General features: G+C 59.7%; 22 protein-coding genes. 10 read left to right on the forward strand and 12 right to left on the reverse strand.

From position 1 onward, the window contains the following. Positions 1-178: 178 nt before the first annotated feature. Positions 179-1,120, forward strand: coding sequence for a uridine-preferring nucleoside hydrolase UriH (gene uriH / locus ACJ8PN_RS14705; protein ID WP_442535026.1), 942 nt, complete (start codon positions 179-181; stop codon positions 1,118-1,120). A 405-nt stretch (positions 1,121-1,525) separates the two neighbouring features. Here the strand turns inward: uriH and ACJ8PN_RS14710 are convergent, their stop codons facing one another. Continuing rightward, positions 1,526-1,813, reverse strand: a complete 288-nt coding sequence (locus ACJ8PN_RS14710) for a hypothetical protein (protein ID WP_171454822.1) — start codon at positions 1,811-1,813, stop codon at positions 1,526-1,528. On the opposite strand from ACJ8PN_RS14710, the gene ACJ8PN_RS14715 reads away from it, so the two are divergent. After that, the gene (locus tag ACJ8PN_RS14715) at positions 1,812-3,494 is read left to right on the forward strand and encodes a PglL family O-oligosaccharyltransferase (protein WP_171454823.1); all 1,683 of its coding nucleotides are present in this window, start codon (positions 1,812-1,814) and stop codon (positions 3,492-3,494) included. The two genes, ACJ8PN_RS14710 and ACJ8PN_RS14715, sit on opposite strands and share 2 nt — an antisense overlap. A 59-nt stretch (positions 3,495-3,553) precedes the next feature. Here the strand turns inward: ACJ8PN_RS14715 and ACJ8PN_RS14720 are convergent, their stop codons facing one another. From ACJ8PN_RS14720 to csrD, 10 genes are all read right to left on the reverse strand, one after another. Next, entirely contained in the window at positions 3,554-4,318 is a 765-nt protein-coding gene (locus tag ACJ8PN_RS14720; protein ID WP_033631998.1) for a CDP-diacylglycerol diphosphatase, read from the reverse strand. Between the two features lie 151 nt (positions 4,319-4,469). Further along, the gene (gene tldD, locus ACJ8PN_RS14725; RefSeq protein WP_171454824.1) at positions 4,470-5,915 is read right to left on the reverse strand and encodes a metalloprotease TldD; all 1,446 of its coding nucleotides are present in this window, start codon (positions 5,913-5,915) and stop codon (positions 4,470-4,472) included. Between the two features lie 7 nt (positions 5,916-5,922). Next, the gene (gene nit1, locus ACJ8PN_RS14730) at positions 5,923-6,783 is read right to left on the reverse strand and encodes a deaminated glutathione amidase (RefSeq protein WP_171454825.1); all 861 of its coding nucleotides are present in this window, start codon (positions 6,781-6,783) and stop codon (positions 5,923-5,925) included. After that, positions 6,780-10,583 carry an AsmA2 domain-containing protein YhdP gene (yhdP, locus tag ACJ8PN_RS14735; protein WP_442535027.1) on the reverse strand — a complete coding sequence of 1,268 codons (3,804 nt, stop codon included), beginning with the start codon at positions 10,581-10,583 and terminating at the stop codon, positions 6,780-6,782. The genes nit1 and yhdP overlap by 4 nt, the downstream gene beginning before the upstream one ends. Positions 10,584-10,671: 88 nt before the next feature. Next, on the reverse strand, positions 10,672-12,141 hold the full coding sequence (gene rng / locus ACJ8PN_RS14740) for a ribonuclease G (RefSeq protein WP_004936922.1): 1,470 nt from the start codon (positions 12,139-12,141) through the stop codon (positions 10,672-10,674). 38 nt (positions 12,142-12,179) lie between these two features. Beyond that, positions 12,180-12,764 (reverse strand): Maf family protein, encoded by a 585-nt coding sequence (locus tag ACJ8PN_RS14745; protein WP_004936921.1) that lies wholly within the window; start codon positions 12,762-12,764, stop codon positions 12,180-12,182. Between the two features lie 10 nt (positions 12,765-12,774). Further along, positions 12,775-13,263: a rod shape-determining protein MreD gene (gene mreD / locus ACJ8PN_RS14750; RefSeq protein WP_004936918.1), complete on the reverse strand. Its 489-nt coding sequence runs from the start codon at positions 13,261-13,263 to the stop codon at positions 12,775-12,777. After that, positions 13,260-14,285, reverse strand: a complete 1,026-nt coding sequence (gene mreC, locus ACJ8PN_RS14755; RefSeq protein ID WP_028127540.1) for a rod shape-determining protein MreC — start codon at positions 14,283-14,285, stop codon at positions 13,260-13,262. The genes mreD and mreC overlap by 4 nt, the downstream gene beginning before the upstream one ends. Positions 14,286-14,379: 94 nt before the next feature. Further along, positions 14,380-15,423 (reverse strand): rod shape-determining protein MreB, encoded by a 1,044-nt coding sequence (gene mreB, locus ACJ8PN_RS14760; protein WP_003855260.1) that lies wholly within the window; start codon positions 15,421-15,423, stop codon positions 14,380-14,382. A gap of 413 nt (positions 15,424-15,836) precedes the next feature. Beyond that, a complete protein-coding gene (gene csrD, locus ACJ8PN_RS14765) occupies positions 15,837-17,771 on the reverse strand; it encodes an RNase E specificity factor CsrD (RefSeq protein WP_351109534.1) in 1,935 nt (644 codons plus the stop codon). A gap of 203 nt (positions 17,772-17,974) precedes the next feature. Between csrD and acuI the strand changes: the two genes are divergently transcribed. The 6 genes from acuI to accC all read left to right on the forward strand — a co-directional run bounded on the left by acuI (position 17,975) and on the right by accC (position 23,313). Then, positions 17,975-18,952 (forward strand): acrylyl-CoA reductase (NADPH), encoded by a 978-nt coding sequence (gene acuI / locus ACJ8PN_RS14770; protein WP_351109532.1) that lies wholly within the window; start codon positions 17,975-17,977, stop codon positions 18,950-18,952. 157 nt (positions 18,953-19,109) lie between these two features. Beyond that, the gene (gene msrP, locus ACJ8PN_RS14775) at positions 19,110-20,111 is read left to right on the forward strand and encodes a protein-methionine-sulfoxide reductase catalytic subunit MsrP (protein WP_103086066.1); all 1,002 of its coding nucleotides are present in this window, start codon (positions 19,110-19,112) and stop codon (positions 20,109-20,111) included. Further along, a complete protein-coding gene (msrQ, locus tag ACJ8PN_RS14780) occupies positions 20,112-20,711 on the forward strand; it encodes a protein-methionine-sulfoxide reductase heme-binding subunit MsrQ (RefSeq protein WP_004936895.1) in 600 nt (199 codons plus the stop codon). A 287-nt stretch (positions 20,712-20,998) separates the two neighbouring features. Beyond that, positions 20,999-21,451 carry a type II 3-dehydroquinate dehydratase gene (gene aroQ, locus ACJ8PN_RS14785; RefSeq protein WP_004936891.1) on the forward strand — a complete coding sequence of 151 codons (453 nt, stop codon included), beginning with the start codon at positions 20,999-21,001 and terminating at the stop codon, positions 21,449-21,451. 32 nt (positions 21,452-21,483) lie between these two features. Next, on the forward strand, positions 21,484-21,951 hold the full coding sequence (gene accB / locus ACJ8PN_RS14790; RefSeq protein ID WP_004936889.1) for an acetyl-CoA carboxylase biotin carboxyl carrier protein: 468 nt from the start codon (positions 21,484-21,486) through the stop codon (positions 21,949-21,951). 12 nt (positions 21,952-21,963) lie between these two features. Continuing rightward, positions 21,964-23,313, forward strand: a complete 1,350-nt coding sequence (accC, locus tag ACJ8PN_RS14795; protein ID WP_004936886.1) for an acetyl-CoA carboxylase biotin carboxylase subunit — start codon at positions 21,964-21,966, stop codon at positions 23,311-23,313. 38 nt (positions 23,314-23,351) lie between these two features. On the opposite strand, the gene ACJ8PN_RS14800 is transcribed toward accC, so the two are convergent. Beyond that, entirely contained in the window at positions 23,352-23,564 is a 213-nt protein-coding gene (locus ACJ8PN_RS14800) for a hypothetical protein (RefSeq protein WP_351109529.1), read from the reverse strand. Positions 23,565-23,732: 168 nt separating this feature from the next. Between ACJ8PN_RS14800 and ACJ8PN_RS14805 the strand changes: the two genes are divergently transcribed. Continuing rightward, a complete protein-coding gene (locus ACJ8PN_RS14805) occupies positions 23,733-24,800 on the forward strand; it encodes a cupin domain-containing protein (protein WP_004936880.1) in 1,068 nt (355 codons plus the stop codon). 25 nt (positions 24,801-24,825) lie between these two features. After that, positions 24,826-25,779, forward strand: a complete 954-nt coding sequence (locus ACJ8PN_RS14810; RefSeq protein ID WP_015379200.1) for a lactate/malate family dehydrogenase — start codon at positions 24,826-24,828, stop codon at positions 25,777-25,779. Positions 25,780-25,890 lie beyond the last annotated feature (111 nt).

The following is a 25,890-nucleotide window of genomic DNA, read 5'->3' on the forward strand; positions in this document are numbered from 1 at the left end:
ACCTCACTGTAAACCCTGGAGTAAACTCCAGGGTAAAGCCCGGCGAGCAGGATTTACGTTTCATTACATCGTAAAAGTGGCAAGGCTTTGATGCCGTTAACAAAAGCACCATCGGCATTATCCCACGCCACCGCGCTGCGTTATGCTGCGGAAACCTCTCCCTGCATCAGGAATAACCATGAAAAAAATCATACTGGACTGTGACCCGGGGCATGACGACGCCATCGCTCTGTTGCTGGCCTGGGGCAATCCGCAGATCGACCTGCTGGCGGTCACCACCGTGGTGGGTAACCAGACGCTGGACAAAGTGACGCGCAACGCCCTGGCGGTGGCCCGTATCGCCAATATCACCGGCGTCCCCTTCGCTGCCGGCTGCCCGCGTCCGCTGGTGCGCAATATCGAAGTGGCGCCCGACATTCACGGCGACTCAGGCCTCGATGGCCCGGTGCTGCCGGAACCCCACCTGCAGTTGGACTCACGCCACGCGGTAGACCTGATCATCGAGACCGTGATGGCCCACCCGCCGGGCAGCGTGACGCTGGTGCCGACCGGCGGCCTGACCAATATCGCCATGGCGGTGCGTAAAGAGCCGCGCATTGCCGAACGGGTCAAGGAAGTGGTGCTGATGGGCGGCGGCTATCATGTGGGCAACTGGAGCGCGGTGGCGGAGTTCAATATCAAAATCGATCCCGAGGCGGCGCACATCGTGTTCAACGAAAAGTGGCCGTTCACCATGGTCGGGCTGGATCTCACCCACCAGGCGCTGGCCACGCCGGCAGTCTGCGAACGCATCGCCGCCCTCGGCACCCGGCCGGCCGCCTTCGTCGGCGAGCTGCTGGCATTCTTTGGCCGTATGTACCAACAGGCGCAGGGCTTCAGCGCCCCGCCGGTGCACGATCCATGCGCGGTGGCCTATGTGATCGATCCGAGCGTCATGTCGGTGCGCAAAGCGCCGGTAAATATAGAGCTGACCGGCACCCTCACCTTAGGCATGACGGTCGCGGACTTCCGCGCGCCGCCGCCGCCGGATTGCCACACCCAGGTAGCGGTCAAACTGGATCAGGATAAATTCTGGGATCTGGTGGTGGATGCGCTGAAGCGGATCGGTGAGGTGGAGTAAGCGGGCGGGAGACAAGATGAACGCGCTTTAGCAGGCGCGTTAATCTGTACTCTGCCGCGGCAACGGGGAGGCTAAAGCCATAACCTCTTTTATTTCCAATACAGCAGAACAATCCTAACAATAAATCATTTTATAAAAATCAAAAAAAACAGATAAAGACAAGAAGAGTCTTAATAAAAATAAAACCATAAAAATCACATTTAATTCAAAAGTCAGCAATGGAAAACGATGAAATAAATCTCCGCCGTCACGCCGCCGCTGACGAAACAAATTAGACAAGAAGATACCTATTTTATTCTTCACATTGACTGCCCACATAGGCCATCGCCGAGATACCCCACGATATTCACACACGCCAAGACAACACTCAATCAACTGATTTTAATAAACAAAAATAATATTCTATTAAAAATTGACTGAATCACAATAGATTTGAGAAAATAGCGCATCTGTTTTTGCAAACAACAAAAATGCCTTTTGCGGGTGAAAATTACGGCTTAACCTTTCTTTAGGCATACAGCCTCGCGCATTCTCAGGGCAAACATTATTTATCGCTTCACTATAAAGACGATTTAAATTTCCCGTGAGACATTTTCGAATTGACATTACACGCATTTCAACATCAGGATAAAGGATAGGAATAATCAAAACATGCATTTCATAAACGCTATCAGGCCATGGCAGGTTAACCATGGCCGATAAATCTCCCGCTAACGCAGCGACCATCGCCGTACTGCCCCTGCTGCTGATCTGGATGGCGGCGGTCCTGCCGGTTTATTACCCCAACATGGGCGGCGACGGTCTGGCGCTGCCGCAAAACATTCTGGCCTGGAGCGTCATGGCGCTCACCACGCTGATCGTGACGTTTACCGTTTGCCTGGGTCGCATCCGTCTTTCGCTGACCCCCACCGCCCAGCGGTTGCTGCTCGGCATCGCCGTACTGGCGCTGCCGCTGCTGTATACCCGCCCCGAATGGCGCGAAGATGCCCTGTGGCGCTGCGCCGGTTTGCTCGGCGGCTGGCTGTTCTATGTCGCCTGCCTGCAGCTGCGCCTCACCGCCCGACAGCGCGAGCTGCTGCTGTACGGTCTGCTGTTCGCCATCGGCATTCAGGCGTTGCTGGCGGCGCTGCAGCTGTTCGCCCCCACGCTGGCCTGGGTAGCCCCTAACGGAAGCCGGGTCTACGGCGTCTTTCAGCAGCCGAACGTGCTGGGCAGCTTTATTGCCACCGGGCTGGCTTTGGCGCTCTGGCTGCTGCTGGCTCCCTTCACTGCGCCGACGCGGCGGCGGCAAATCCCGCTGCTCGCGCTGCTGGCCGTTTTCTCCGCCCTGCTGGTGCTGATCCAGTCGCGCGCCGCCTGGCTTGGCGGCGCCTTGGCGGCGGTTTTGCTGCTGTGTCGTTTTGCCCGCCGGCGCCCGGCCGCGAGCCGCTGGGCCGGCGGCGCGCTGCTGCTGGGCGTGACGATAGGTACCACGGTGTTGTTCACCGGTTTCGGCCTGGATGGCCGCGCGGGTCTGATCGGTCGGGAGCTGTCCAATAGCGCTCGCCTCACCATGCTGCATGACGTCGGCGCCATGATCCTGGCCAAGCCGCTGCTGGGCTGGGGTTACGGCGGTTTTGAATACAGCTTCGCGCACTTTCGTCTGCAGGAAATGCCCTGGCGAGAAGTGTTGGAAGTCGCCGGGCATCCGCACAATGAAGTCCTGCTGTGGTGGGTTGAAGGTGGCCTGCCGGCGCTGGCAGGTATCGCTATCGTCCTTGCCGCCGGCGTACGGCTGCTGAAAAGCGCCTGGCAACGGGATCGAGAACAGCCGAATGGTGCGCGCGTCGGCTTGTTCCTGGTGCTGCTGCCGATGCTGATACACACCCAGCTGGAATACCCTTTCTATCTGTCTGCGCCGCACTGGCTGGCGTTTCTGCTGCTGCTGGCGTTGCTGGACGGCCAAACCGGCGAGCCCCGCCCGCTGCCGTTCGCCAAAGCCCTGAGCCTGCCGGTGGCGCTTGCGGCGCTCGGCGTGCTGGTGATGGCGGTCTTCGCCTGGCAAGGGCGCATGGCGCTCACCCAGTCGGAGCGCACTATGCTGGCCAACATCGACAGCATCGAGCAGATGCCGTCGCCGGCCGCCTGGATCTACCGGGAGCGCAAAACCTTCGACGAGCAATCTCACGCACTGCTGGTCTACAACCAGACGCGTGATGATGCCCTGTTGACCGGCTATCGGCAGTGGGCCAATGCCTATCTGCAGCACCGCATCGACGCCAACGTCTACGCCACGCTGATCATGATCTTGCGCTATCAGGGGGATCAGGCACAAGCCGACGCTCGCCTGCGGGAAGCCGCTTTCCTGTTTACGCGGGATGCGCGGTTTAGGTAGGGACAACAAGGTGAGAGCGATGCCTCGTTGCTCTCACCTGCGTCATTTACGTAGCAAAATCAACGCGGCAAAATCGCGCACTCTTTATCCAGCAGCGACTCTACCGACGCGCGATTGCCGACGTCCCAGCCGCGCTTCGAGGCCAGCAAGATAAACCCTTGCCGGCCGGCAAACGTCGTCGGAACGACGACCACGCCATATTCCGCCAGCTGCGGCGGCGACAGATGGAAATAATCCGCCAAATCCTTAATCGGGTAGATGCCCATCACGGCTGGCTGCATCACGCGGCGAGCATAATAGGTGTGGCGCAACAACTTATCCGGCAAAGGCCGCCATTGTTCCTGTATGTAGGGGCGTTCCGCCTGCAATTGGCGCCGCACGTCCTCGCGCAGACAGGTCAGGTGAATGTGCAACTGGTTTTGGCTGCGGCCGTAAGCGGAGTTGATCGCCATGCCCAACATATCATCCGGCACCGGCCCGCCATACTCGGCGGCCAGCCGGTAACGCATCAGCCAGGCATAGCCAAAATAGTCCGTCCGTTCTCCAACCAGCAGCTGCGGGCTTTCAATGCCGGAGAGCGGCGCCGTCGGCACCAGGATAAAGTGATAAGGGTAACGTGGGTTCTGCAGCACGCTAAAGCCCTGCGCTTTCCCCTGCGGCATATAAATCTGCTCGCACGGGGCCGGATTGCGTTTTTGCTGATAGTTGGCCATGCAGAGTTTATCGACCACGCCCCACAGCGCATCGGAACGGGCGCAGCCCGTCAGGGACAGAACGCCCAGCACCAGCAGCCAACGCCGAGCGGATAATGCCAGGCGCGTCATTCTTGTCGTGCTCTGTTTTTTCGCCACGTCAATTTCATTCCATTATGTCGTGCAGGCTACGGCGTCCTGCCGCGCTTAGCGTTACGAATGCGAGAAAGGCCGCGAAATGGAGCATGGTTGAGGGGCCAACGCGTGGCCCCTTGAGGAAAGATTACGCCGTGCCGCCGACGGTTAACGTATCCAGTTTCAGCGTCGGTTGGCCGACGCCTACCGGCACGCTCTGGCCTTCCTTGCCGCACACGCCCACGCCTTTATCGAGCGCCAGATCGTTGCCGACCATCGAGATCTGCTGCATCGCCTCGATGCCGGAGCCGATCAGCGTCGCCCCTTTCACCGGTTTGGTGATGCGGCCCTTTTCGATCAGGTAGGCTTCGGTGGTGGAGAACACGAACTTGCCGGAGGTGATGTCCACCTGACCGCCGCCAAAGTTCGGCGCGTACAGACCGTACTCGACGCTGGCGATGATCTCTTCCGGCGTCGATTGGCCCGCCAGCATGTAGGTGTTGGTCATGCGCGGCATCGGCAGATGCGCGTAGGACTCACGGCGGCCGTTGCCGGTCGGGGCGACGCCCATCAGCCGCGCGTTGAGCTTGTCCTGCATGTAGCCTCTCAATACGCCGTTTTCAATCAGCACGTTGTACTGGCCCGGCACGCCTTCGTCGTCGATCGCCAGCGAGCCGCGGCGCCCTTGCAGGGTGCCGTCATCCACTACGGTGCACAGTTCGGAAGCCACCAGCTCACCCATATGGCCGCTGAATACCGAGGTGCCGCGCCGGTTGAAGTCGCCTTCCAGGCCGTGGCCCACCGCTTCGTGCAGCAGCACGCCCGGCCAGCCGGCGCCCAGCACGACCGGCATATTGCCGGCCGGCGCCGCCACCGCGCCGAGGTTGACCAGCGCCATACGCACCGCTTCTTTGGCGTAGGCATCGGCGCGCACGTCGCCGTCGACGGTTTCCAGGAAATAGTCGTAACCGAAACGGCCGCCGCCGCCACTGGAGCCGCGCTCACGCTTGCCGTCCTGCTCCACCAGCACGCTGACGGAGAGGCGCACCAGCGGGCGAACGTCCGCCGCCAGCGTGCCGTCGGTGGCGGCCACCAACACCTGCTCGTAAACGCCGGTGATGCTGGCGTTCACTTCCTGCACCCGCGCATCGGCGGCGCGCGCCACCTTGTCGACGCGGTGCAACAGGGCGATTTTCTCTTCGCGCGGCAGGCTTTGCAGCGGATCGAGCAGCGGATACAGCGCCCGGTAACCGATCTCACCCAGGGTATGCGCCCGCCCGTCGCCCTGCTCACGCACGATGCTGCGCGCCGCCTGGGCGCTCTGCTGCAGCGCATTCAGAGTGATCTGATCGGCATAGGCGAAGCCGGTCTTCTCACCGCTGACGGCGCGCACGCCGACGCCCTGGTCGATATTGTACGAGCCATCCTTGATGATGCCGTCCTCGATCACCCAGGCTTCGTGATAGCTGGACTGGAAATAGAGATCGGCGTAGTCGATACGGCGTTCTGCCAGTTGACCCAGTACCGAGTACAGGTCTTGATGACTCAGCTTGTTGGTAGCGAGTAACTGCTCACTGACAAACGTCAGGCTCATAATGGTTTCACTCTTGATTGGAGGATAGCTTGTCAGACGGCGCCGTCAGCGACGTCTGGAATCGGTTGTGCTGCAGCACCGGCATCTGCGCACGAATATTTTTCAGGCTTGTGGCGTCCACGCGCACCTTCAGTGCCGCCACGGCGTCCGGGTTCTCGGCCAGCACCTTGCCCCAGCCGTCGACGGCCAGCGTGTGGCCCCAGGTGCGACGGGTCGGCCCGTGGCGCCCCACCTGCGCCGGCGCCAGGATCATGCACTGGTTTTCGATCGCCCGGGCGCGCAGCAGGATTTCCCAATGCGCCTCGCCGGTGACCCGGGTAAATGCCGCCGGCACCGAAATCAGTTCGGCGCCCTGCGCCCGCAGCGCCTGGAACAGCGCAGGGAAGCGCAGATCGTAGCATATGGTCATGCCCAAACGCCCGACCGGCGTATCCACCACCGTCAGGTGCTGCCCGTGCTGGTAGGTATCCGACTCGCGGTAATGGCCGTGCGCATCGTTGATATCCACATCGAACATGTGCAGTTTGTCATAGCGGGCGCGGATCTCGCCCTGCTCGTCGAACAACAGGCTGCTGGTGGTGATAAGTTCCGGGTTTTCGCGGCTGATCAAGGGCATCGAGCCCACCAGCAACCACACCCCATAGCGGCGCGCCAACTCGCGCACCGCGTTCTGAAGCGGGCCATCGCCCTGTTTTTCCGCCTGTTGGCGGTAGGCCGCGGAGTTGGCGAACAGCAGCGCGTTCTCCGGCGTCATGACCAGTTTTACCCCGGCATTGAGCTGCTTGATCTGCTGTTCAATCTGGGCCAGGTTATCGCGCACCTGATCGCCACTGCACAACTGCAACAACGCAACGTTAGCATTCCTCATGACGCCTTATCCTCCTTTGCCTTACGAAGTACCTCATTGATCTTCGGCTGATCGAGATCGCCGCCGATATGATAGCGAATCAGCGAAATCTTGCTCCACAGCGGCCCCAGCACCTGCGAGGCGGCAAATACCGCCGCGCCGACGATCGGGTTGACGACAAACGCCGTGGCCACGCCGACGGTCGCCGAAATCGCCGGCGCCACCACCGCTTCCATATCGATGCGGCGGCGCGCCAAATCGATCTGGCCGCTCATAGCGATATCCGCCGCCAGGCCGTCGATCAATAGATTATCAGTATGCATTATGCCATCTTTCAGCCAGGCGGTACTGCGGATGGAATCAAAGTAGAAGCCTTTGCCGAAGGTATCGCTGAAGTCGAACTGCAGCTTGCGCAGCAGGGCGTCGAAGCTGACCAGCCGCAGCAGCTGACCGGCGCGGCCGCCGCCCATGCTGTCGATCTCGCCCTTGCCCATTTTGACCTGCAACGCACCGCTCAGCGTATCGACCCGCGGCTGCCACGGCGTGCCATGCCAGTACAGATCGAAATCCACGTCGTAGGGCGCCCCTTTGAGCGGAATGGTGATGCCGAAGAAGGCGGCGGTTTCATCAATCTTGCCGCCGAGCAGCTTGCCTTTCAGCGAGCTGCGCTCTTCCTGCGCGTTTTGTTTCCACAGGCCGGTGGCGCTCATACGCCCTTTACCTGTATCGACCAGGCCGTGATCCAGCGTCAGGGTATCCCCCCGATTAGTCAGATCCGCCTCGACCTTGCCGAGGTTCTGCCCCAGCACCCAGCACGACTTGCAGCGCAGCATCAGCGAAGGCCAGTCGCGGAAGGAAACTTTCTCGGTCGACGGCGACGGCGCGCCCGCCGCGTTTTTCGTCTCGGCGAACTGTGGGTTGTAATACAGGTAGTTGATATCGGCGCGCCACGGCCCGCGATCGGCCACCCGCAGGCTGCCGTCCACTTCGTCGCTCTTGGCGCTCACCAGGGTAGCGCCAAGCTGTTTTTCGGCCGACAGCGTCAGCTTATGCCAGGCCTGGCCGCCCAACAGCAGCTGCGGCGTGGTCAGCGCCACGGTGGTGGGGAAGCTGAAACCGCCCACCTGACCGCTGCCGCCGCCCTGTTTCAGCGCCGGCGCCAGCAGCGCCAGCCACTGCTCGCCGTCCAGCGCCGGCAGGTTCAGCGTCATCGATTTGCCGGCCGGCAGCGGCGGGCTGCCGCCACCGTTGGTTTGCCAGGCGGCACGCGCCAGATTCACCTGTTTTTTGTCGAAGTTCCATTCGCTGTTGAAGCGGTTCTGCTTACCCGCGCTGCCGGTCAACGTGAAGCCGTTAAGACCACCTTTAACCTTGACGTTCACCGGCAACGCCTCGCCCGGCGCCTTGTCCAGCGGTGAAGGTAAGTGACTGCTCACTTTCTTCAGGTCTGCGTCCAGGCCGATATCGTAGCTGGCCGAGCCCTGATGCGGCAACGTGATGGCCACCTGACTCTGCCAGGGCGCACTGCCGCTGAGCGCAGCGGCAGCCTCTGTCGGCAGGCCGGGGAACTTGCCCGGCTGCCAGTCGCCCTTCAGGCCGACATTGATCTTGTAATCGCGATCGCCTTCCTGCGTGGAAAAGTTGACCGCCACCGGCTGCCCGAACCAGTTGGCCGACAGGGTGTCGCTCTGCAGGTTGCCGTTGTCGAAGCGGAACTTGCCGCTGAGCTTTTGCAGTTCGCTGTCCAGCGGCTTTATCAGCAACGAATTGTTGTTCAGCGCCACTTCGCCGGTGGCTCTGACCTGCTCGCCGTCCAGGGGAATATCAAGATGTAAGCGCCCACTGACATCACCGCCAATCTGCAGCTGCTCCAGCGCCGCCCCGAGCGAATCGTGCAACGGCGTCTGCATGAAGTAGTCATGCACGTCGCTGCCCGCACCCGCGACTTCGGCATCGATCAGCAGCCGCTCTTTCAGGTAATCCGGGATCACCGCGCTGATATTTTTACCCGCCACCTTACCCAATCGGGTTTGCGGCGCATGCATCCACAATCCCTCGTTGGCGAAATCGAGATCGATCGCCAAATCGGTCAGCGCCGGCCAGCCCGGTTGGAACTGGAAGGTGGCGTGACGTAGCGGTACGAAGACTTCAAACTGCCCTTCGTTTTTACGATACGGGAAGTGCTGCGGATCGCCGGAATAAATCAGCGTGGCGTTATCCACCTGGCCGCCCTGAATGGCGCCGCTCAGGTAGTCCACCAGATGCTTGCCCATCAACGGCTCCGGGAAATAGCGCCAGGCGTCGGCGCCGTCATACAGGCGGATGCCCGCCAGAATGTTCAGCCACGGATCGCCCTTGGCCGGCTGCTGATAACGGAAATCACCGTTGACCCACAGCGACTTCGCCTTGACGTCCAGCCCCTGGCTCGCCAGCTCCCACCCTTGATCGTTGTAACGCCAGGTCAGCGCGCCGCGCGCGCTGTTGATTTCAAGCGGAGCGCGGAACATGTCGCCGTAAGGCAGGGTGCTGTCGGTGAGCCCCAGCGTCAGGCGGCCATTCTCCACCCCGCCACTCAGCGCACCGGAGAAGTGGTTGACGCCGGGCAGCAGTTCCCAACGCTGCCAGCTGACATCGCGCCACAGCGCCTGGAACCGGCTCTTTTCCGGCTGCTTGAGCGGGATGTCCAGCGCCAGCGCTGCCACCTGCCCCTGCGGCTGCAGATCGTTCCAGCGCTCGAGCACGTCCGGGCTGAGGAACGAGAAGGTCGGCAGCAGCGCCGACAGGCGCTCCAGCTGAATATTGGTCGCGCGCACCCGCAGCTCTTCATTCTGCGCCGGCCCCATGAATTCGGTGTTTTCCGGCAGCCACAGGGCGGAAAGCGCGCCCTGCGGCCAGGTCTGGCCGTCGGTACTCAACCGCAGCTGCGGCACGTCGAGCTGCCACCCTGTGCCCTGGCGGCGCAGCGACAGCGCCAGATTGTCCACGTCCAGCCGGTGCTGCGCGGCGCCGGTATTCCAGTTGGCTGCCCCCTGCTTAAGCAACGCATGACCGCCGGCGATCTCGCCGTTCTGCACCTGCAGCCAGGCAGCCAGGCTGAAGTCGGCGCTTTCCAGCCCGGTGTTGGCACGCAGCCAACGGGTAAACCAGGGTTTCATGTCGATGTTATCGGCCTGCAGATAGACCGTGCCGGTGTCCAGCAGGCCCTGATTATCGCGCAGGTCCATGCGCAGCTGCACCACGCCGTGTTGGCCGTTCAGCGTCGACAGGCTGATCTGCCCCTCGGCGCGGTGGCGATCGCGGCCGTTGAGCCAGGTCAGCTGGGGAATGTCGAATTCGGCGCGCGCGCCGGCGGGCGTCAGGAATGAAATACGACTGTCGCGCAGATCGAAATGGTCGAGCTGGCGCAGCATCAGATCGCTGATTTTACCGGGTTCAAGGCCATCGCCCTGCCGATCGCCGCCCAGCGTGGCGTTCAAATCGAGCCGGAATTGATAGAAGGTCAGATCGCGGAACTGCCAGCGCCAGTGCAACAGCGACTGCCACACATCCAGCGCCAGCGTCACGCGCTCGATATGCACATCGCTTTTGGGCAGCGTAACGCTCAGATTACGCACTTCAAGCTGCGGGCCGAAGGTTTCCCAGCTGCCCTGTAGGAAATCCATCTGCACGGGCACGCCGGACAGCTTCTCCACCTGCGCCAGCAGTTGGGGACGGTAGTCGTTCAGCTTCGGCAGCATCAGGCGCAGCCCGCTGATCAGCAGCGCCACAATCACGATTAGGGTGGCGCCTGTTGCTAACAAAATCCCAGGCAGTCGCCTCACGCAGTTCTCCTTGCTCCGCTGCCTGGCAACGGGAATATCTATGCACTGACGGGCCCGGCGTGCCGAGCCCCTATCGATGTCGGGCGGGCTACATCATGACGACGTCGAACTGCTCCTGGCTGTACAACGGTTCGATCTGCACCTTCACCTGTTTGCCGACGAAGATCTCCACTTCAGCCAGCGCATGCGACTCTTCGCTCTTCAGCGCTTCGCCGACCGCCGCAGAGGCGTACACCAGGAAGCGATCGGAATCGTAAGCATGGTGCACGCGCACAATCTCGCGCAGGATCTCGTAGCACACGGTTTCCACCGTTTTCACGGTGCCGCGCCCATTGCAAGTAGGACAATCGTGACAGAGCACATGTTCAATGCTTTCACGCGTTCGTTTACGCGTCATTTCAACTAAGCCTAGCTGAGAGAAGCCGTTGATCGTGGTTTTTACCCGATCTTTACTCAAGGCCTGCTCAAGCGAGTGCAGCACCCGGCGGCGATGCTCTTCGTTGTTCATATCGATAAAGTCGATGATGATGATGCCGCCCAGGTTGCGCAGCCGCAGCTGGCGCGCAATGGCCTGCGTCGCCTCGATGTTGGTATTGAAGATGGTTTCGTCGAGGTTGCGGTGGCCGACGAAGGCGCCGGTGTTGATGTCGACCGTGGTCATCGCCTCGGTCTGATCGATGATCAGATAGCCGCCGGACTTCAGCTCCACCTTGCGCTCCAGCGCACGCTGGATCTCGTTTTCCACATCGTACAGATCGAAAATCGGCTGGCTGCCGGTATAGAGCTCGAGCTTGTTGGTGATGTCCGGGATGTACTCGCCGGTGAACTCCACCAGCAGATCGTGCGTCAGCCGCGAATCGACGCGGATGCGATCCAGCGCCGCGCCGGCGAAATCGCGCAAGATGCGCTGCGCCAACGCCAGCTCGCCGTACAGCTTGTATTTGGTCTGGTTGCGCTTCTTGCGCTCCATCACCTTGGTCCACAGCCGTTTGAGGAATGCGGCGTCCTGCGCCAGCTCTTCCTCGCCGATGCCTTCCGCCGCGGTGCGGATGATAAAGCCGCCCAGCTCGTCGCAGTGCGGCGCCACGATCGCCTTCAGGCGCTCGCGCTCGGCTTCGCTGTCGATGCGCTGCGACACGCCGACGTGCGCCGCACCCGGCATGAAGACCAGATAACGCGAAGGCAGCGTGATATCGGTGGTCAGACGCGCGCCCTTGGTGCCAAGCGGATCTTTCACCACCTGCACCATCAGGTCTTGCCCCTGGCGCACCAGCTCGGCGATGTCGCGCACGTGGAAGTTTTTCCGCTCGTCGCCGGCGACACATTCGGTATGCGGCATGATGTCAGAGGCGTGCAGGAAGGCGGCCTTGTCCAGGCCGATGTCGACGAACGCCGCCTGCATGCCCGGCAGGACGCGGCTGACGCGCCCTTTATAGATATTGCCGACGATGCCGCGTTTGGATTCGCGTTCGATATGGATCTCTTGCAGAATGCCGCCATCGATATAGGCGACCCGCGTTTCAGACGGTGTGATATTAACCAGTAGCTCAGCTGTCATGCCTTCTCCTCAGAGCCGGTCGATAATGGCAGCGCCCATCAACCGGTTCTTACATCACGTAATGCGACAAAATTACTGAGCAGCTCATGTGTTTCGACCAGCGGCAGACCGACCACTGCGTGATAACTCCCGGTTATCGTTCTGACGAAACAACCACCCTTTCCTTGAATTCCATAGGCGCCCGCCTTATCCATCGGTTCGCCCGTAGCAATATAGTCGCGGATATCCTGTTGTGACAGGCTGCGGAACGTCACGTCGGTCACCACCAGCTGGCAACGCACGTCGTGGCGATCGGCGATCGCCACTGCCGTCATCACCTGATGCTGCTTGCCGGACAGGGCCGCCAGCATGTCCGCCGCATGGGCTTCGTCGCGCGGCTTCTCCAGCACCCGGCCGTTGAGCACCACGATGGTGTCGGCGCCCAGCACCGGCCGATCTTCCTGCGCCAGCGCCACGCCCGCTTTGGCCTTGTCCTGCGCCAGGCGGCGCACATAGGCTTCTGCGGCTTCGCCTTCCCGGCGCTGCTCTTCGGTATGCGTCAGCAGAATGTCGAACGACACGCCCAGCAGGGTCAGCAGTTCACGTCGACGTGGGGAGCCGGAGGCCAGATAAAGCGAAGTCATTGATATACCCTTACTGTACGGCAAACTGACGGCGGATTTTGCGCATCAACAGGAATAACCACGGCCACAAAATGCCGTTTACCACACTACTCCAGAACACCTCTGGGCGGAAAGAGACGTTGATCACTAAAAACTCAGCCCAGAACACCACCACGTCCATCGACAGCGACAGCAGCACGACAATCAGCGCCTGTTGCCACAGCGCCATATTGCGGAACAGTTGGAATTTGAACGCCACCAGATAGGCGATGATGCCCAGCGCCAGCGCGCGCACGCCCAGCGTGGAACCGAGGATCAGATCCATGATCAGCCCCAGCACGAAGCCGGTGCCGACGTTGACCCGATGTGGCAAAGCCATCACCCAGTAGATCAGGATCAGCACCAGCCAGGAAGGCCGGAACATGTAGATCTGCTCAGGCCACGGCATGATTTGCAGCACCAACGCCACCAGGAACGACAGCCAGATTATCCAGCGCCCGTGGCTGCGGTAGCTGTTCATTGCACCACCCCCGCCGCCGCGGGCTGAACCTGAGGCTGAGCAGAGGCCGGTGCCGTGGTTTGCGGCGCCACTCCGGTGGCCGGAGCCGGCAGCTGTGGCCCGACGGAACCGGCAGGCGGCAGCACCTGCGGCATCATCTGCATCAGGCGTTCATTGGCCACGCGGTGCACTTCGTCCGGCGGCAGCGGCATGTCGCCGTTGCGATCGGCGCCCCACAGCAACAACAGGTAACGCAAGCGCTGCAGACCGGCGGTCGGCCGCGCCTGAATCACAGTGTAAGCACGCTGGTTGTCGACCTTGACCGAGGAGACCACCGCCACCGGATACCCTTCCGGGAAGCGGCCGCCGAGGCCGGAGGTGACCAGCACGTCGCCAACGCGGATGTCGGTGTTGTTCGGCAGATGCTCCAGTTGCAGATCGTCGGCGCAGCCGCTGCCCGCGGCGATCACCCGAATATCGTTGCGCAGCACCTGGATCGGCAGCGCATGCGAGGCGTCGCAGATCAGCAGCACGCGGCTAGTGACTTTCGCCACCGCCACCACCTGACCGACCACGCCCTTGTCGCTGATCACCGGCTGGCCTTCATAGACGCCGTTGTCCGACCCTTTGTCGATCACCACCTGATCGCTATACGGATCGGAACCGGTGGAGATCACCTGGGTGACCATCTTGTGTTCGTCCTGACGTAGCGGAGAACCCAGCAGCTCGCGCAAGCGGGCGTTTTCCTGCTTGAATTGGCCAAGAAGAAGAATATCGCTGTTTTTCAGCAGCAGTTCCTGCCGCAGAGCGCGGTTTTCCAGCTCCAGCTGTTGGCGGGTGGCCAGCGTCTCTGACACGCTGTCCAAAACTTTACGCGGCCCGTTGGCCAGAAAATAGAAAGGGCTGACTGCGGTGTCCATGTAGTTGCGTATCTTCACGAACGTGCCGAGCCGGCTGTCGGCAACGATCAGGCCAATGGCCGCAATCACCGCCAAAAAAAGTCGCAGTTGCAGGGAAGGCCCCCTGCTAAAAATCGGCTTCATAAATTATGCGAGTTCCTCGACAACAGAAAGAGGAACCGTACCCGATTCTCGCTGTGCGCATTCATCCGATACGATTCCTCCTTCCAGGGGCTGACTATTCTTCGCTGAACAAATCGCCGCCGTGCATGTCGATCATTTCCAACGCCTTGCCGCCGCCGCGCGCCACGCAGGTCAGTGGATCTTCCGCCACTACGACCGGGATGCCGGTTTCTTCCATCAGCAAGCGATCGAGGTTGCGCAGCAGCGCGCCGCCGCCGGTCAATACCATGCCGCGTTCGGAAATGTCGGAGGCCAATTCTGGCGGGCACTGCTCCAGCGCCACCATCACCGCGCTGACGATGCCGGTCAGCGGCTCTTGCAGGGCTTCGAGGATTTCATTGGAGTTCAGGGTAAAGCCGCGCGGCACGCCTTCGGCCAGGTTACGGCCGCGGACTTCGATTTCGCGCACTTCGTCACCCGGATAGGCAGAACCGATTTCGTGCTTGATGCGCTCGGCGGTCGCTTCGCCGATCAGCGAGCCGTAGTTACGGCGCACATAATTGATGATGGCTTCATCGAAGCGGTCGCCGCCGATGCGCACGGAAGAGGAGTACACCACGCCGTTCAGCGAGATCACCGCCACTTCAGTGGTACCGCCACCGATATCCACCACCATGGAGCCTGTCGCTTCGGAGACCGGCAGACCTGCGCCGATCGCCGCCGCCATCGGCTCTTCAATCAGGAACACTTCGCGCGCGCCGGCCCCTTGGGCGGACTCGCGGATAGCGCGGCGTTCAACCTGGGTCGCGCCGACCGGCACACAGACCAGCACGCGCGGGCTTGGGCGCATGAAGCTGTTGCTGTGAACCTGTTTGATAAAGTGCTGCAGCATTTTTTCGGTCACGAAGAAGTCGGCGATCACGCCGTCTTTCATCGGGCGAATAGCCGCGATATTGCCGGGGGTGCGGCCCAGCATCTGTTTGGCGTCATGACCGACGGCCGCAACGCTCTTTGGGGAGCCGGCACGATCCTGACGAATGGCAACCACCGAAGGTTCATTCAGTACGATGCCTTGCCCTTTAACATAAATCAGGGTATTGGCGGTACCCAAGTCGATGGACAAGTCGTTGGAAAACATGCCACGAAATTTCTTAAACATAACGAAAGGATAATCCTGCAAGCTGGGGGCGGAAAATAAAATCCGCCTACTTTACCAACCACACGAAGCAGCGACAAGGCGCAAAAACGTTCTACTTCGGTGAAAAATAGTCTGTATTGTTTCTGCTCGAATGCACGGAAATTGGATGAGGCCTGAATTCCCTGAACAAAGGCTCAGTTTACCACCCTGTCAACGCACGAAACGGCGTAACACAGCTCATAAAATCTAACATATTCCCTGATTGCCGCCGGTGGTAAGCACCTACCAACGTCAGCCAGATAAAAGCTGACAAGAGCCTATCTCAAATAGGCGTCTTTGTCGCAGGCAGATTGGAGAAAACTCCAAAATGACAGGTGACATGGCCCAGATGGATCCGGCGCTCATTCTACGTCAATTTTTGTCCGGCAATCAGCTTAAACGCGATAACGACGTGAATATTTTTTACGCCCCGCGTCGATCGGTTCCGGCGACGCGAAAAAGTCACCCTGCCCGCCATGGATCCCACGCTCTTTCAGCGTCTGCCACTCGTTGCGCGTGCGTACGCTGGCGGCGAACACCTGCGCGCGCGTACCCGCGCAGGCGCCGGTCAGGCTCTGCACGAACAGCTGGTTTTCGTCCCGCTTATCGATGCTCCGCACCAACCCCGGGTGGAGCTTGACGATCTCCACCTGCAGCGACTTGATATAGGACGTACTGACCACGGTTAAACCCGCTTTGGACACCGCAAGGCGGCAGCCCAGCCCTGACAACAGCCTCAGCACCGGACGCAAACGGTCGATATGTTGACACACATCTGCCTCCGCAAGTTCAATCAGAATTCGCCGACGTTGACTTTTTTCACATTGCAACAGCGTATCGCGTAGCCAGCGCTGGAAAGAGCGCTGCAAAATTGAGTCCACGCACAATGGAAACGCCAGCGTTTCCTCAGGCCACTGTGCCAACAAGGGAATGATGCGGCTCACCTGTTGGCGATCGTAGCTCTCCGCCAACCCCAGCTGCTGCACCAGCGGCATATATTCCGCCGGCAGCAATTCCTGGGTGCCGTCATAGATCCGGCTCATGATCTCGCGATGGTGCACCTCGCCTTCCACGGTCACCGCCGGTTTCTGATACAGCCGCGGGCCACCGCGCGCCAGCACCTGTTCCAGCAGCGTGCGCCACTTGACGCTGCCGCGCCCCTTTTCCGGCACCTGGCTGTCGTACACGTACCACCCGTTTTCGCCCTGCAGCGTAGCGTGGCGCGTCGCCTGCTCCGCATAGTCGATCACCTGCTCGGTGGTTTGACCGCTGCGGTACGCCACGATGCCGATGTGCAGGAAGGCCTCGCGATCGATCAGCGCCGTGGAAGGCAAGGCATCGATGGCGTTGACCAGCTGTGAAGCGATGCCGTCGGCCTCCTTCAGGGTTCGATGCGGCAACAACACGGTAAAATCGCTGTGGAAGTAGCGCGCCAGCAGCGCCGACGGGTAGCGCATCACGAAGGTAGACAGCAGGTTGACCAGCGAATACATCAGTTCTTGCACCGCCACGCTGCCGTGCGTCTCGCGCAGGGTCTCGAAATCGGGCAGCCGCACCATCATCACGATGCCGTGCGAGCCTTCATCTTCCAGCTGAGTGGTCAATTGGTTATCGAAGAACAGGCGATTATTCAGCCCGGTTTTGGCGTCCTGCGCGGCGAAGGCGCGGATCAGCGTATCGACCCGGCTGCGCTCTTCCCGCGCTTCCGCCAGATCGGCCAGCAGGCGGTCGAGCGCGCTGCTGACGTTGGCCGGCCACTCACGCACGTCGCCCTGCATGACGTTTTCACGCTCGCCGTTCAGAATGCGCCGCGCGCGGCGTTCCAGACGATCTTCGCCGTCGGCCTGTTCACGCAGCCAGCGCAGGCTGAACAGCAAAATCACCACCATGACGACGATCGACAGCGTGACGGCGGCGGTGGATTGCAGCGTACGCACGTCGCTGGCGAAGGGATCGAGGTAGGTGATGTACAGCGTGCTGCCCGGGTGCTGCAACAGGGGGCGCGAGACCTGACGATAGCCGTTCAGCGCATCCCAGGGCTCTTTTTTCAGCGTCGGCAATTTATAGTCGAGCAGTTGGCTGGTCCCGGCCTCTACGCGGATCGACACAATGCCGAGCGGGCGCATGACAATCGGCAACCACTTCTCCTGATCGCGCGGCGATTCATGCAACATGGCTTGATCGATAGAGGTGGCCAGCGAATCAAAGCGGCGCTCCTGGCGATCCTGGGTAACGTAAAAGAAGCTGTATGAGCATCCCATCAGCATCAAAAACATCGCCAGTGCGACCAGCAGAGTGATCAATGCAGAGAGTTTGGTGGTAAATCGCATCCCTGTGCCTTGTCCGCTATGGTTAAGTGAGTGTGCCCCTGTAGCCAAAAGGGGCTGTCCAACCCTAACAAGCCTTGCCGAGGAATAAAACCTGCAAGCGCCGTTTTTGTCCTTTATCAGGACTTGGGCCGCTTATTATGGATATAGTCAAATAAATGTGATTCAACCATTGATAGAAAAGTGTAAACGAGAGGAAGAGTGACATGCGTGCACTGTTATTGGAACAACAAGACGACCAAACTCTGGCTCATATCAAAGATATCGGCAGCGATCGGTTGCCGGAAGGCGATGTCACCGTCGACATCAACTGGTCCAGCCTAAATTATAAGGATGCGCTGGCGATCACCGGCAAAGGCAAGATCGTGCGCAACTTCCCAATGGTGCCGGGCATCGATTTCGCCGGCACCGTGCGCCACAGCCGCGACGATCGCTTCAGAGAGGGGCAAAGCGTGGTGCTCACCGGCTGGGGCGTGGGCGAACACCACTGGGGCGGCCTGGCCGAGCAGGCGCGCGTCTCCGGTGAGTGGCTGGTGCCGCTGCCGAACGGGCTGGATGAGCGCAAGGCGATGATCATCGGCACCGCCGGCTTTACCGCCATGCTGTGCGTGATGGCGCTGGAGGAAGGCGGCGTGCACCCGGACGACGGCGATATCCTGGTCACCGGCGCCAGCGGCGGCGTGGGCAGCACCGCCATCGCCCTGCTGGCGGCGCTGGGTTACCGGGTGACCGCCATCAGCGGCCGCGACAGCAATACCGAGTACCTGAAAGCGCTCGGCGCCAAAGAGGTGATGTCGCGCGATGGCTATATCGACACGCCGCGCCCGCTGGAGAAACAGCTGTGGGCCGGCGCAGTGGACACCGTCGGCGACAAACTGCTGGCGCGGGTGCTGGCGCAAATGAACTATAACGGCACCGTCGCCGCCTGCGGCCTGGCGGGCGGTTATCAGTTGCCGACCACCGTGATGCCGTTCATTCTGCGCAACGTGCGCCTGCAGGGCGTGGATTCAGTGCATACACCGCTGCATCGCCGCCAAACCGCCTGGGAACGGCTGGCCGGCATTCTGCCGGACAGCTTCTATCAGCAGGCCACACACGAAATCGCCCTCGAGCAGGCGCCGGCCACCGCCGCCGCGCTGCTGAACAACCAAATCACCGGCCGCACCCTGGTGAAAATCCGCTGACCTTCTCCCCTCGGCGACGGGGGGGAGTTCCCGCTTCTGCGAAATTTCATATTTTCCCGCGCCCCCTCGCTTCCGGCCGGCTTTAGCGCCATGCTTATTTCATGGAGACCCGTTTGCCGCTTACAGGCGGCGGGAATCAGTCGCGGAGAACATAAGCATGAACAAACACCTGAAATTGACCGAGGCCGACGTCACGCCGGAGAGCGTGTTCCACCAGCGGCGCAAGGTGCTGCAGGCGCTCGGCATCAGCGCCGCTACGCTGGCGCTGCCTACCGGCGCGCGGGCGGACCTGCTGTCGTGGTTCAAGGGCAACGATCGCCCCAAGGCGCCGCCGGGCAAAGCGCTGGCATTCAGCAAACCGGCCGCCTGGCAGGCGCAGCTGGCGATGACGCCGGAAGACAAGGTGACCGGCTACAACAACTTCTATGAGTTCGGCCTCGACAAAGCCGATCCGGCCGCCAACGCCGGCGGGCTGAAAACCGAAGGCTGGAAAGTGCGCATCGACGGCGAAGTGGCGAAACCGATAACGCTGGATATCGACGATCTGATGAAGCGTTTCCCGCTGGAGCAGCGCATTTACCGCATGCGCTGCGTCGAGGCCTGGTCGATGGTGGTGCCGTGGATCGGTTTCGAGCTGGGCAAGCTTCTCAAGCTGGCCGAACCGAACAGCAACGCGCGTTACGTAGCCTTCCAGACGCTGTACGATCCGGAGCAGATGCCCGGCCAGAAAGATCGCTTTATCGGCGGCGGCCTGAAATATCCCTACGTCGAAGGGCTGCGGCTGGACGAGGCGATGCATCCGCTGGCGCTGTTGACCGTCGGCGTGTACGGCAAAACCCTGCCGCCGCAAAACGGCGCGCCGCTGCGACTGATCACGCCGTGGAAATACGGCTTCAAAGGCATCAAATCGATCGTGCATATCCGTTTGGTGCGCGATCAGCCGCCGACCACCTGGAACCAATCCGCGCCGAACGAGTACGGTTTTTACGCCAACGTGAATCCGCACGTCGATCATCCGCGCTGGTCGCAGGCCACCGAGCGCTTCATCGGCTCCGGCGGCATTCTCGACGTCAAACGCCAACCGACGCTGCTGTTCAACGGCTATGCCGATCAGGTGGCGTCGCTGTATCGCGGCATGGATCTGCGGGAGAATTTCTAAGTGCGCCTGACGCCTGTTCACATCAAATGGCTGAAAGCCGCCCTGCATCTGGCGGCGTTTTTACCCTTTCTCTGGCTGGTACTGGCGGTGGATCAAGGCTGGTTCAGCGCCGATCCGTCCAAGGACATCCAGCATTTTACCGGCAGGATGACGCTGAAACTGCTGCTGGCCACGCTGATGATCGCCCCGCTGGCGCGCTACGCCCGCCAGCCGCTGCTGATCCGCTGCCGCCGTCTGGTGGGGCTGTGGTGTTTTGCCTGGGGCACGCTGCACCTGATAAGCTACTCCACGCTGGAGCTGGGGCTGAGCAATCTCGGCCTGCTGGGCAGCGAGCTGGTGAACCGCCCTTATCTGACGCTCGGCATCCTCACCTGGCTGATCCTGCTGGCGCTGGCGGCTACCTCGACGCTGTGGGCAATGCGCAAACTGGGCGCCAAATGGCAAACGTTGCACAATTTCGTCTATCTGGCGGCGATCCTCGCCCCCATCCACTACCTGTGGTCGGTCAAAACCTTTTCCCCCCAGCCGTTCATTTACGCGCTGCTGGCGGTGGCGCTGTTGGGCCTGCGCTACAAGAAATTCCGCGCCTGGTGGCGCTGAATCGCGCGGCGGCGCGCGTGATTATCGTTGAAAAACGCACGCCGCCGGCGGGAACTTTTTCTGTGTTCCAGCGCTCATATTCCTGTCACGGAACCCCGAGTTGGTCGATTTGGGGTTGAATATCTTCGCTGATAAGACCAGTATTTAGCTGCGAATTGCTACGATATCGTTATAATGCCCGACCTTGTTTCTGTTCTCAGGGTGAATTTGCCCCTTAACAGGTGACAAATCGGTAACATCGGGTTATTTTCTACGATGATGGTTTTATTGCCGGAGATACCAGCACAATGGCGGATAAGTTTCACATTTTGCTTCTGAACGGCCCCAATCTCAATCTGCTGGGGACGCGTGAGCCGGAGAAGTACGGCAGCACGACGCTGACAGAGATTGTTAACGGATTGGAAAACCAGGCATCCGCATTGGATATTACCCTGAGCCATCTGCAGTCCAACGCCGAGCATCAGCTGATCGATCGCATCCATCAGGCGCGCGGCAACACCGATTTCATTCTGATAAACCCGGCGGCGTTCACGCACACCAGCGTGGCGTTGCGCGATGCGTTGCTGGCGGTGCAGATCCCGTTCATCGAGATCCACCTGTCCAACGTGCACGCCCGCGAACCTTTCCGCCATCACTCTTATCTCTCAGACGTAGCGGTAGGCGTGATTTGCGGCCTCGGCGCGGATGGCTACGCTTTCGCTTTACAGGCAGCGGTTAACCGTCTGTCGAAAACCCACTAATTGCTCCACAAAAAGAGTACGGAATCACACTCATGGATATTCGTAAAATCAAGAAACTGATCGAACTGGTTGAAGAATCAGGCATTTCTGAACTGGAAATCTCTGAAGGCGAAGAATCGGTTCGCATCAGCCGTGCCGCACCGGCGCAGGCTTATCCCGTCATGCAGCAGGCTTACGCGATGCCGGCACAGCAGCAGCCAGCCCTGGCTACCGCCGTTGCCACCGCGCCTGCGGCAGAAACCCCTGCAGCACCGGCGGCCGTGAGTGGCCACGTCGTTCGTTCCCCAATGGTAGGCACCTTCTACCGCACCCCAAGCCCGGACGCGAAAGCCTTCGTGGAAGTGGGCCAAAAAGTGAACGCCGGCGATACCCTGTGCATCGTTGAAGCCATGAAAATGATGAACCAGATCGAAGCGGACAAGTCCGGCGTCGTGAAAGCCATCCTGGTGGAAAACGGCCAGCCGGTCGAATATGACGAGCCGCTGGTCGTCATCGAATAACGAGGCGCCCCCATGCTTGATAAAATTGTTATCGCCAACCGCGGCGAGATCGCGCTTCGCATCCTGCGTGCCTGTAAAGAACTGGGCATCAAGACCGTTGCGGTTCACTCCGCGGCCGACCGCGATCTGAAACACGTGCTGCTGGCCGACGAGACCGTCTGCATCGGTCCTGCGCCATCGGTAAAAAGCTACCTGAACATCCCGGCCATCATCTCGGCGGCGGAAATCACCGGCGCGGTGGCGATCCACCCGGGCTACGGCTTCCTGTCCGAGAACGCCGACTTCGCCGAGCAGGTTGAACGCTCCGGTTTCATCTTCATCGGCCCGAAAGCCGAAACCATCCGCCTGATGGGCGACAAGGTTTCCGCGATCAACGCCATGAAAAAAGCCGGCGTGCCATGCGTGCCGGGCTCCGACGGCCCGCTGACCGACGACATGGATAAAAACCGTGCCTTCGCCAAGCGCATCGGTTATCCGGTGATCATCAAGGCCTCCGGCGGCGGCGGCGGTCGCGGCATGCGCGTGGTGCGCAGCGACAAAGACCTTGAGCAGTCCATCAACATGACGAAAGCGGAAGCCAAAGCGGCTTTCAACAACGACATGGTGTACATGGAAAAATACCTGGAGAATCCGCGTCACATCGAGATTCAGGTATTGGCCGACGGCCAGGGCAACGCCATCTATCTGGCCGAGCGCGACTGCTCCATGCAGCGCCGCCACCAGAAAGTGGTCGAAGAAGCGCCGGCGCCGGGCATCACCAGCGAAATGCGCCGCTACATCGGCGAGCGCTGCTCGAAAGCCTGCGTGGAAATCGGCTACCGCGGTGCGGGCACCTTCGAGTTCCTGTATGAAAACGGCGAGTTCTATTTCATCGAAATGAACACCCGTATTCAGGTAGAGCACCCGGTTACCGAAATGATCACCGGCGTGGATCTGATCAAAGAGCAGCTGCGCATCGCTGCCGGTCAGCCGCTGTCGATCAAACAGGAAGAAGTGAAGATCCACGGCCACGCGGTAGAATGCCGCATCAACGCCGAAGATCCGAATACCTTCCTGCCGAGCCCGGGCAAGATCACCCGCTTCCACGCGCCAGGCGGTTTCGGCGTGCGTTGGGAATCTCATATCTACGCCGGTTATACCGTACCGCCGTACTATGACTCCATGATCGGCAAACTGATCACCTTCGGCGAAAACCGTGACGTGGCAATCGCCCGCATGAAAAACGCCCTGGCTGAACTGATCATCGACGGCATCAAAACCAACGTTGAGCTGCAGCAGAAGATCATGAACGACGAAAACTTCCAGCACGGTGGCACCAACATCCACTATCTGGAGAAGAAGCTGGGTCTGCAGGAAACCTAAGGCAGCCACGCAGCATCGTCTGACAAAAGGCCGGTTAATCACCGGCCTTTTTCTTTTCTCGCGCCCGCCTGATTTTTTCGTTCAACCGCGCAAAATAGAATCAAATCTTCACAGATAACTTTCTCTTCACATTCATCCAGCCCTCCACCCACATCACCACATAAAACATAACAAACTGTTTTTAAACAAAAAACTATTAACTCATAGCTTACAAATAAATATTTGCAAGGGAAAAACTCAATCCATCGCATTTTCACATGCCATAAGCTTTAACAAAATTAACGTATTAATTACAAAGCTTGACCCCGATCACATCCGCTCGGTGATAGCCCGTGCTATTGTCGCCGTCGATCGAATGCAGCGCGCTCTTTTTCTCTTTTTATTTATCCTTTTTATTGACTTAGATGAGTAATGTCTTAATGAGCCATGTAACTGAATACGACCGTAAGCCCGTGTTTTCCCTGTACCACCGTGCTGACATGGAAACCATAAAAAGCATTAAGGAAAACGGGATTGAGAAGCTTTTGGGCGAAGTGAAGAATTTCCGCGCCAATGAGGAAATGAACCGCTTTATTCCCGAACAGGCACGCCTGGCAGTAAGCTGGGTGCGTCTGGCGAAAAACGAAAAGCTGGATGTGCATGTTCATCCAATATCTTCGCTGTATATCATTTGTGAAGGGGAAGCGATCCTGCTGGGAGACGGCGTTGACCGCCGGGCCGTTCCAGGCGATGTCATCTGCATTCCGCCAGGCGCGGATCACGGCTTCATCGGCGCGGGCGACAACGGCTACTGGGGGCTGTCAATCCAGTTTGAGGAGCGCGGGCTCTATGAAGATCCCAGCAAGCCGCTGGTGACTTTCGATCAAGATCCCTACGCTTACTACCATCAGCTTAAAGCGCATAACGCCCGCTACATCGAGCGCTACCAGGACAACCCGATCTTTACCGCATTCGCCAAGGATAAAACGTTCTCCGAGGCGAAAAAATCCTTGTTCCTGGACTACCTGCAGATCCTGTCCGATCAGTTCCAAAAAATGGTGCTGCTGCGTAGCGCACTGTGTGAAGACGTTCGCTTCTCGCGTTTCTTCAGTGAACATCTGAAAGAAGAATTCGGCCATGACGAGGTGCTGCGCAACAGCCGCGACAACCTCCAGGTTCGCGAAGACGCGATCTTTGAAGCACTGTGCATCTGGTTCAACCACCAGATGATCACGCTGGATAATCTGGAACAGGCTATCCTGGTGCACTTTGTCATCGAAGGTTCGGCTTTCGTGTTCTATAACAACATCAAACACGTGTTCGATCCGAGCAAACAGAACCATTTCGAGGATCACTCCGAATTCGATGGCGATCATCAAGAAGTGGATAAAGCGTTCTTCAAGGGGATGACCGAAGAACAATTCCAGCGTGTCAAAGCCGTACTCGATAAAGGGTGGAGTATGGTTGAGAAGCAGTATGCAAGACTGGCCGAACTGATCGAAGCATAAGCCGGGCAGGTCATCAGGAGCGGTCATGAAAATTGTTTTATTGGGATTCGGCGGCATTGGGCAAGAGACGCTAAACGCGCTGTTAAGTACGACCGAGCGACGTGGCAGCGTCAATGAAGTCGTGATCATCTGCCGAAATACCGAAAAGTATTCAGCCGTTTGCGAAGATATTCTTGATGGCCTGCTGGCGGAAGCGCTCTTCTCACGCCATAACCGAACGTCTTTACCCAAGATTGTTGTGACGGATGACTACCGCCACATCGACGGGGCTGACGTGATCCTCTGTTGCTATGGCGTGCCTTCAACCTTTCCGATGCATGACCGCCAGGCGTTGCTGGACGATCACGTACGGCTCAGCGAGGCCATTTTTAGCCGAGCCAAACCCTTCATTGCTCCCGGCTGTCACATCATCAATGCGGTCAATCCGGTGGATAGCATCAGCTATTACATCGATAAAATCCTGCTCGACTCTCGCTGCCGGGTGATAGGCATCGGCGCCGCGCACAACACCGCCAGGCTGCTGAAAAGCATCTGCCGCATTTCCGGGATCGACATGCAGCGCATCGACGCGCGTAGCCTGACAGTCTGCGGCGAGCACGGCGCCGGGTTGGTGCCCTTGCTCAGCCAGGTAACAACCGACGAGGGACCGCTGAACCAGCTACTTTCGGCGCAGGCGCTGGCGCAAATCGTCACCGATACCCGCAATCAAGGGTTGGACATATTTCACAAAATGCGGCGCCCTCCTAAATATGGCCCGGCCGCCTCCATTCTTATCTTGCTTGAGCGCATCATCCAACGGGACGAAACCCCCTGCTGCGGTTCGGTCTGGCTGCCGGAACTGGGCGTGTTCATGTCCTGGCCGCTGGCTCTGCGCGACGGCGTCTTTACGCCGCTGTCGCTGATGCCCAATCAGGATGAGCAACAACAAATCCACCAGGCGGCGCTCAAGTTAAAAAACATCATCCAAGGTTTTAGCTGATGACGACCGATCAAACCAGACAGATTTTCCGCGATCTCTACATGCCGTTACGCCCTGAGTATCGTTTTCTTTCGCCACTGTACGGGGTGCTGTGGTGCAACAACGAACTCG

Origin of the sequence: Serratia sp. CY76391 (genome assembly GCF_052166695.1) — a bacterium.
Lineage (GTDB): Bacteria > Pseudomonadota > Gammaproteobacteria > Enterobacterales > Enterobacteriaceae > Serratia > Serratia nematodiphila.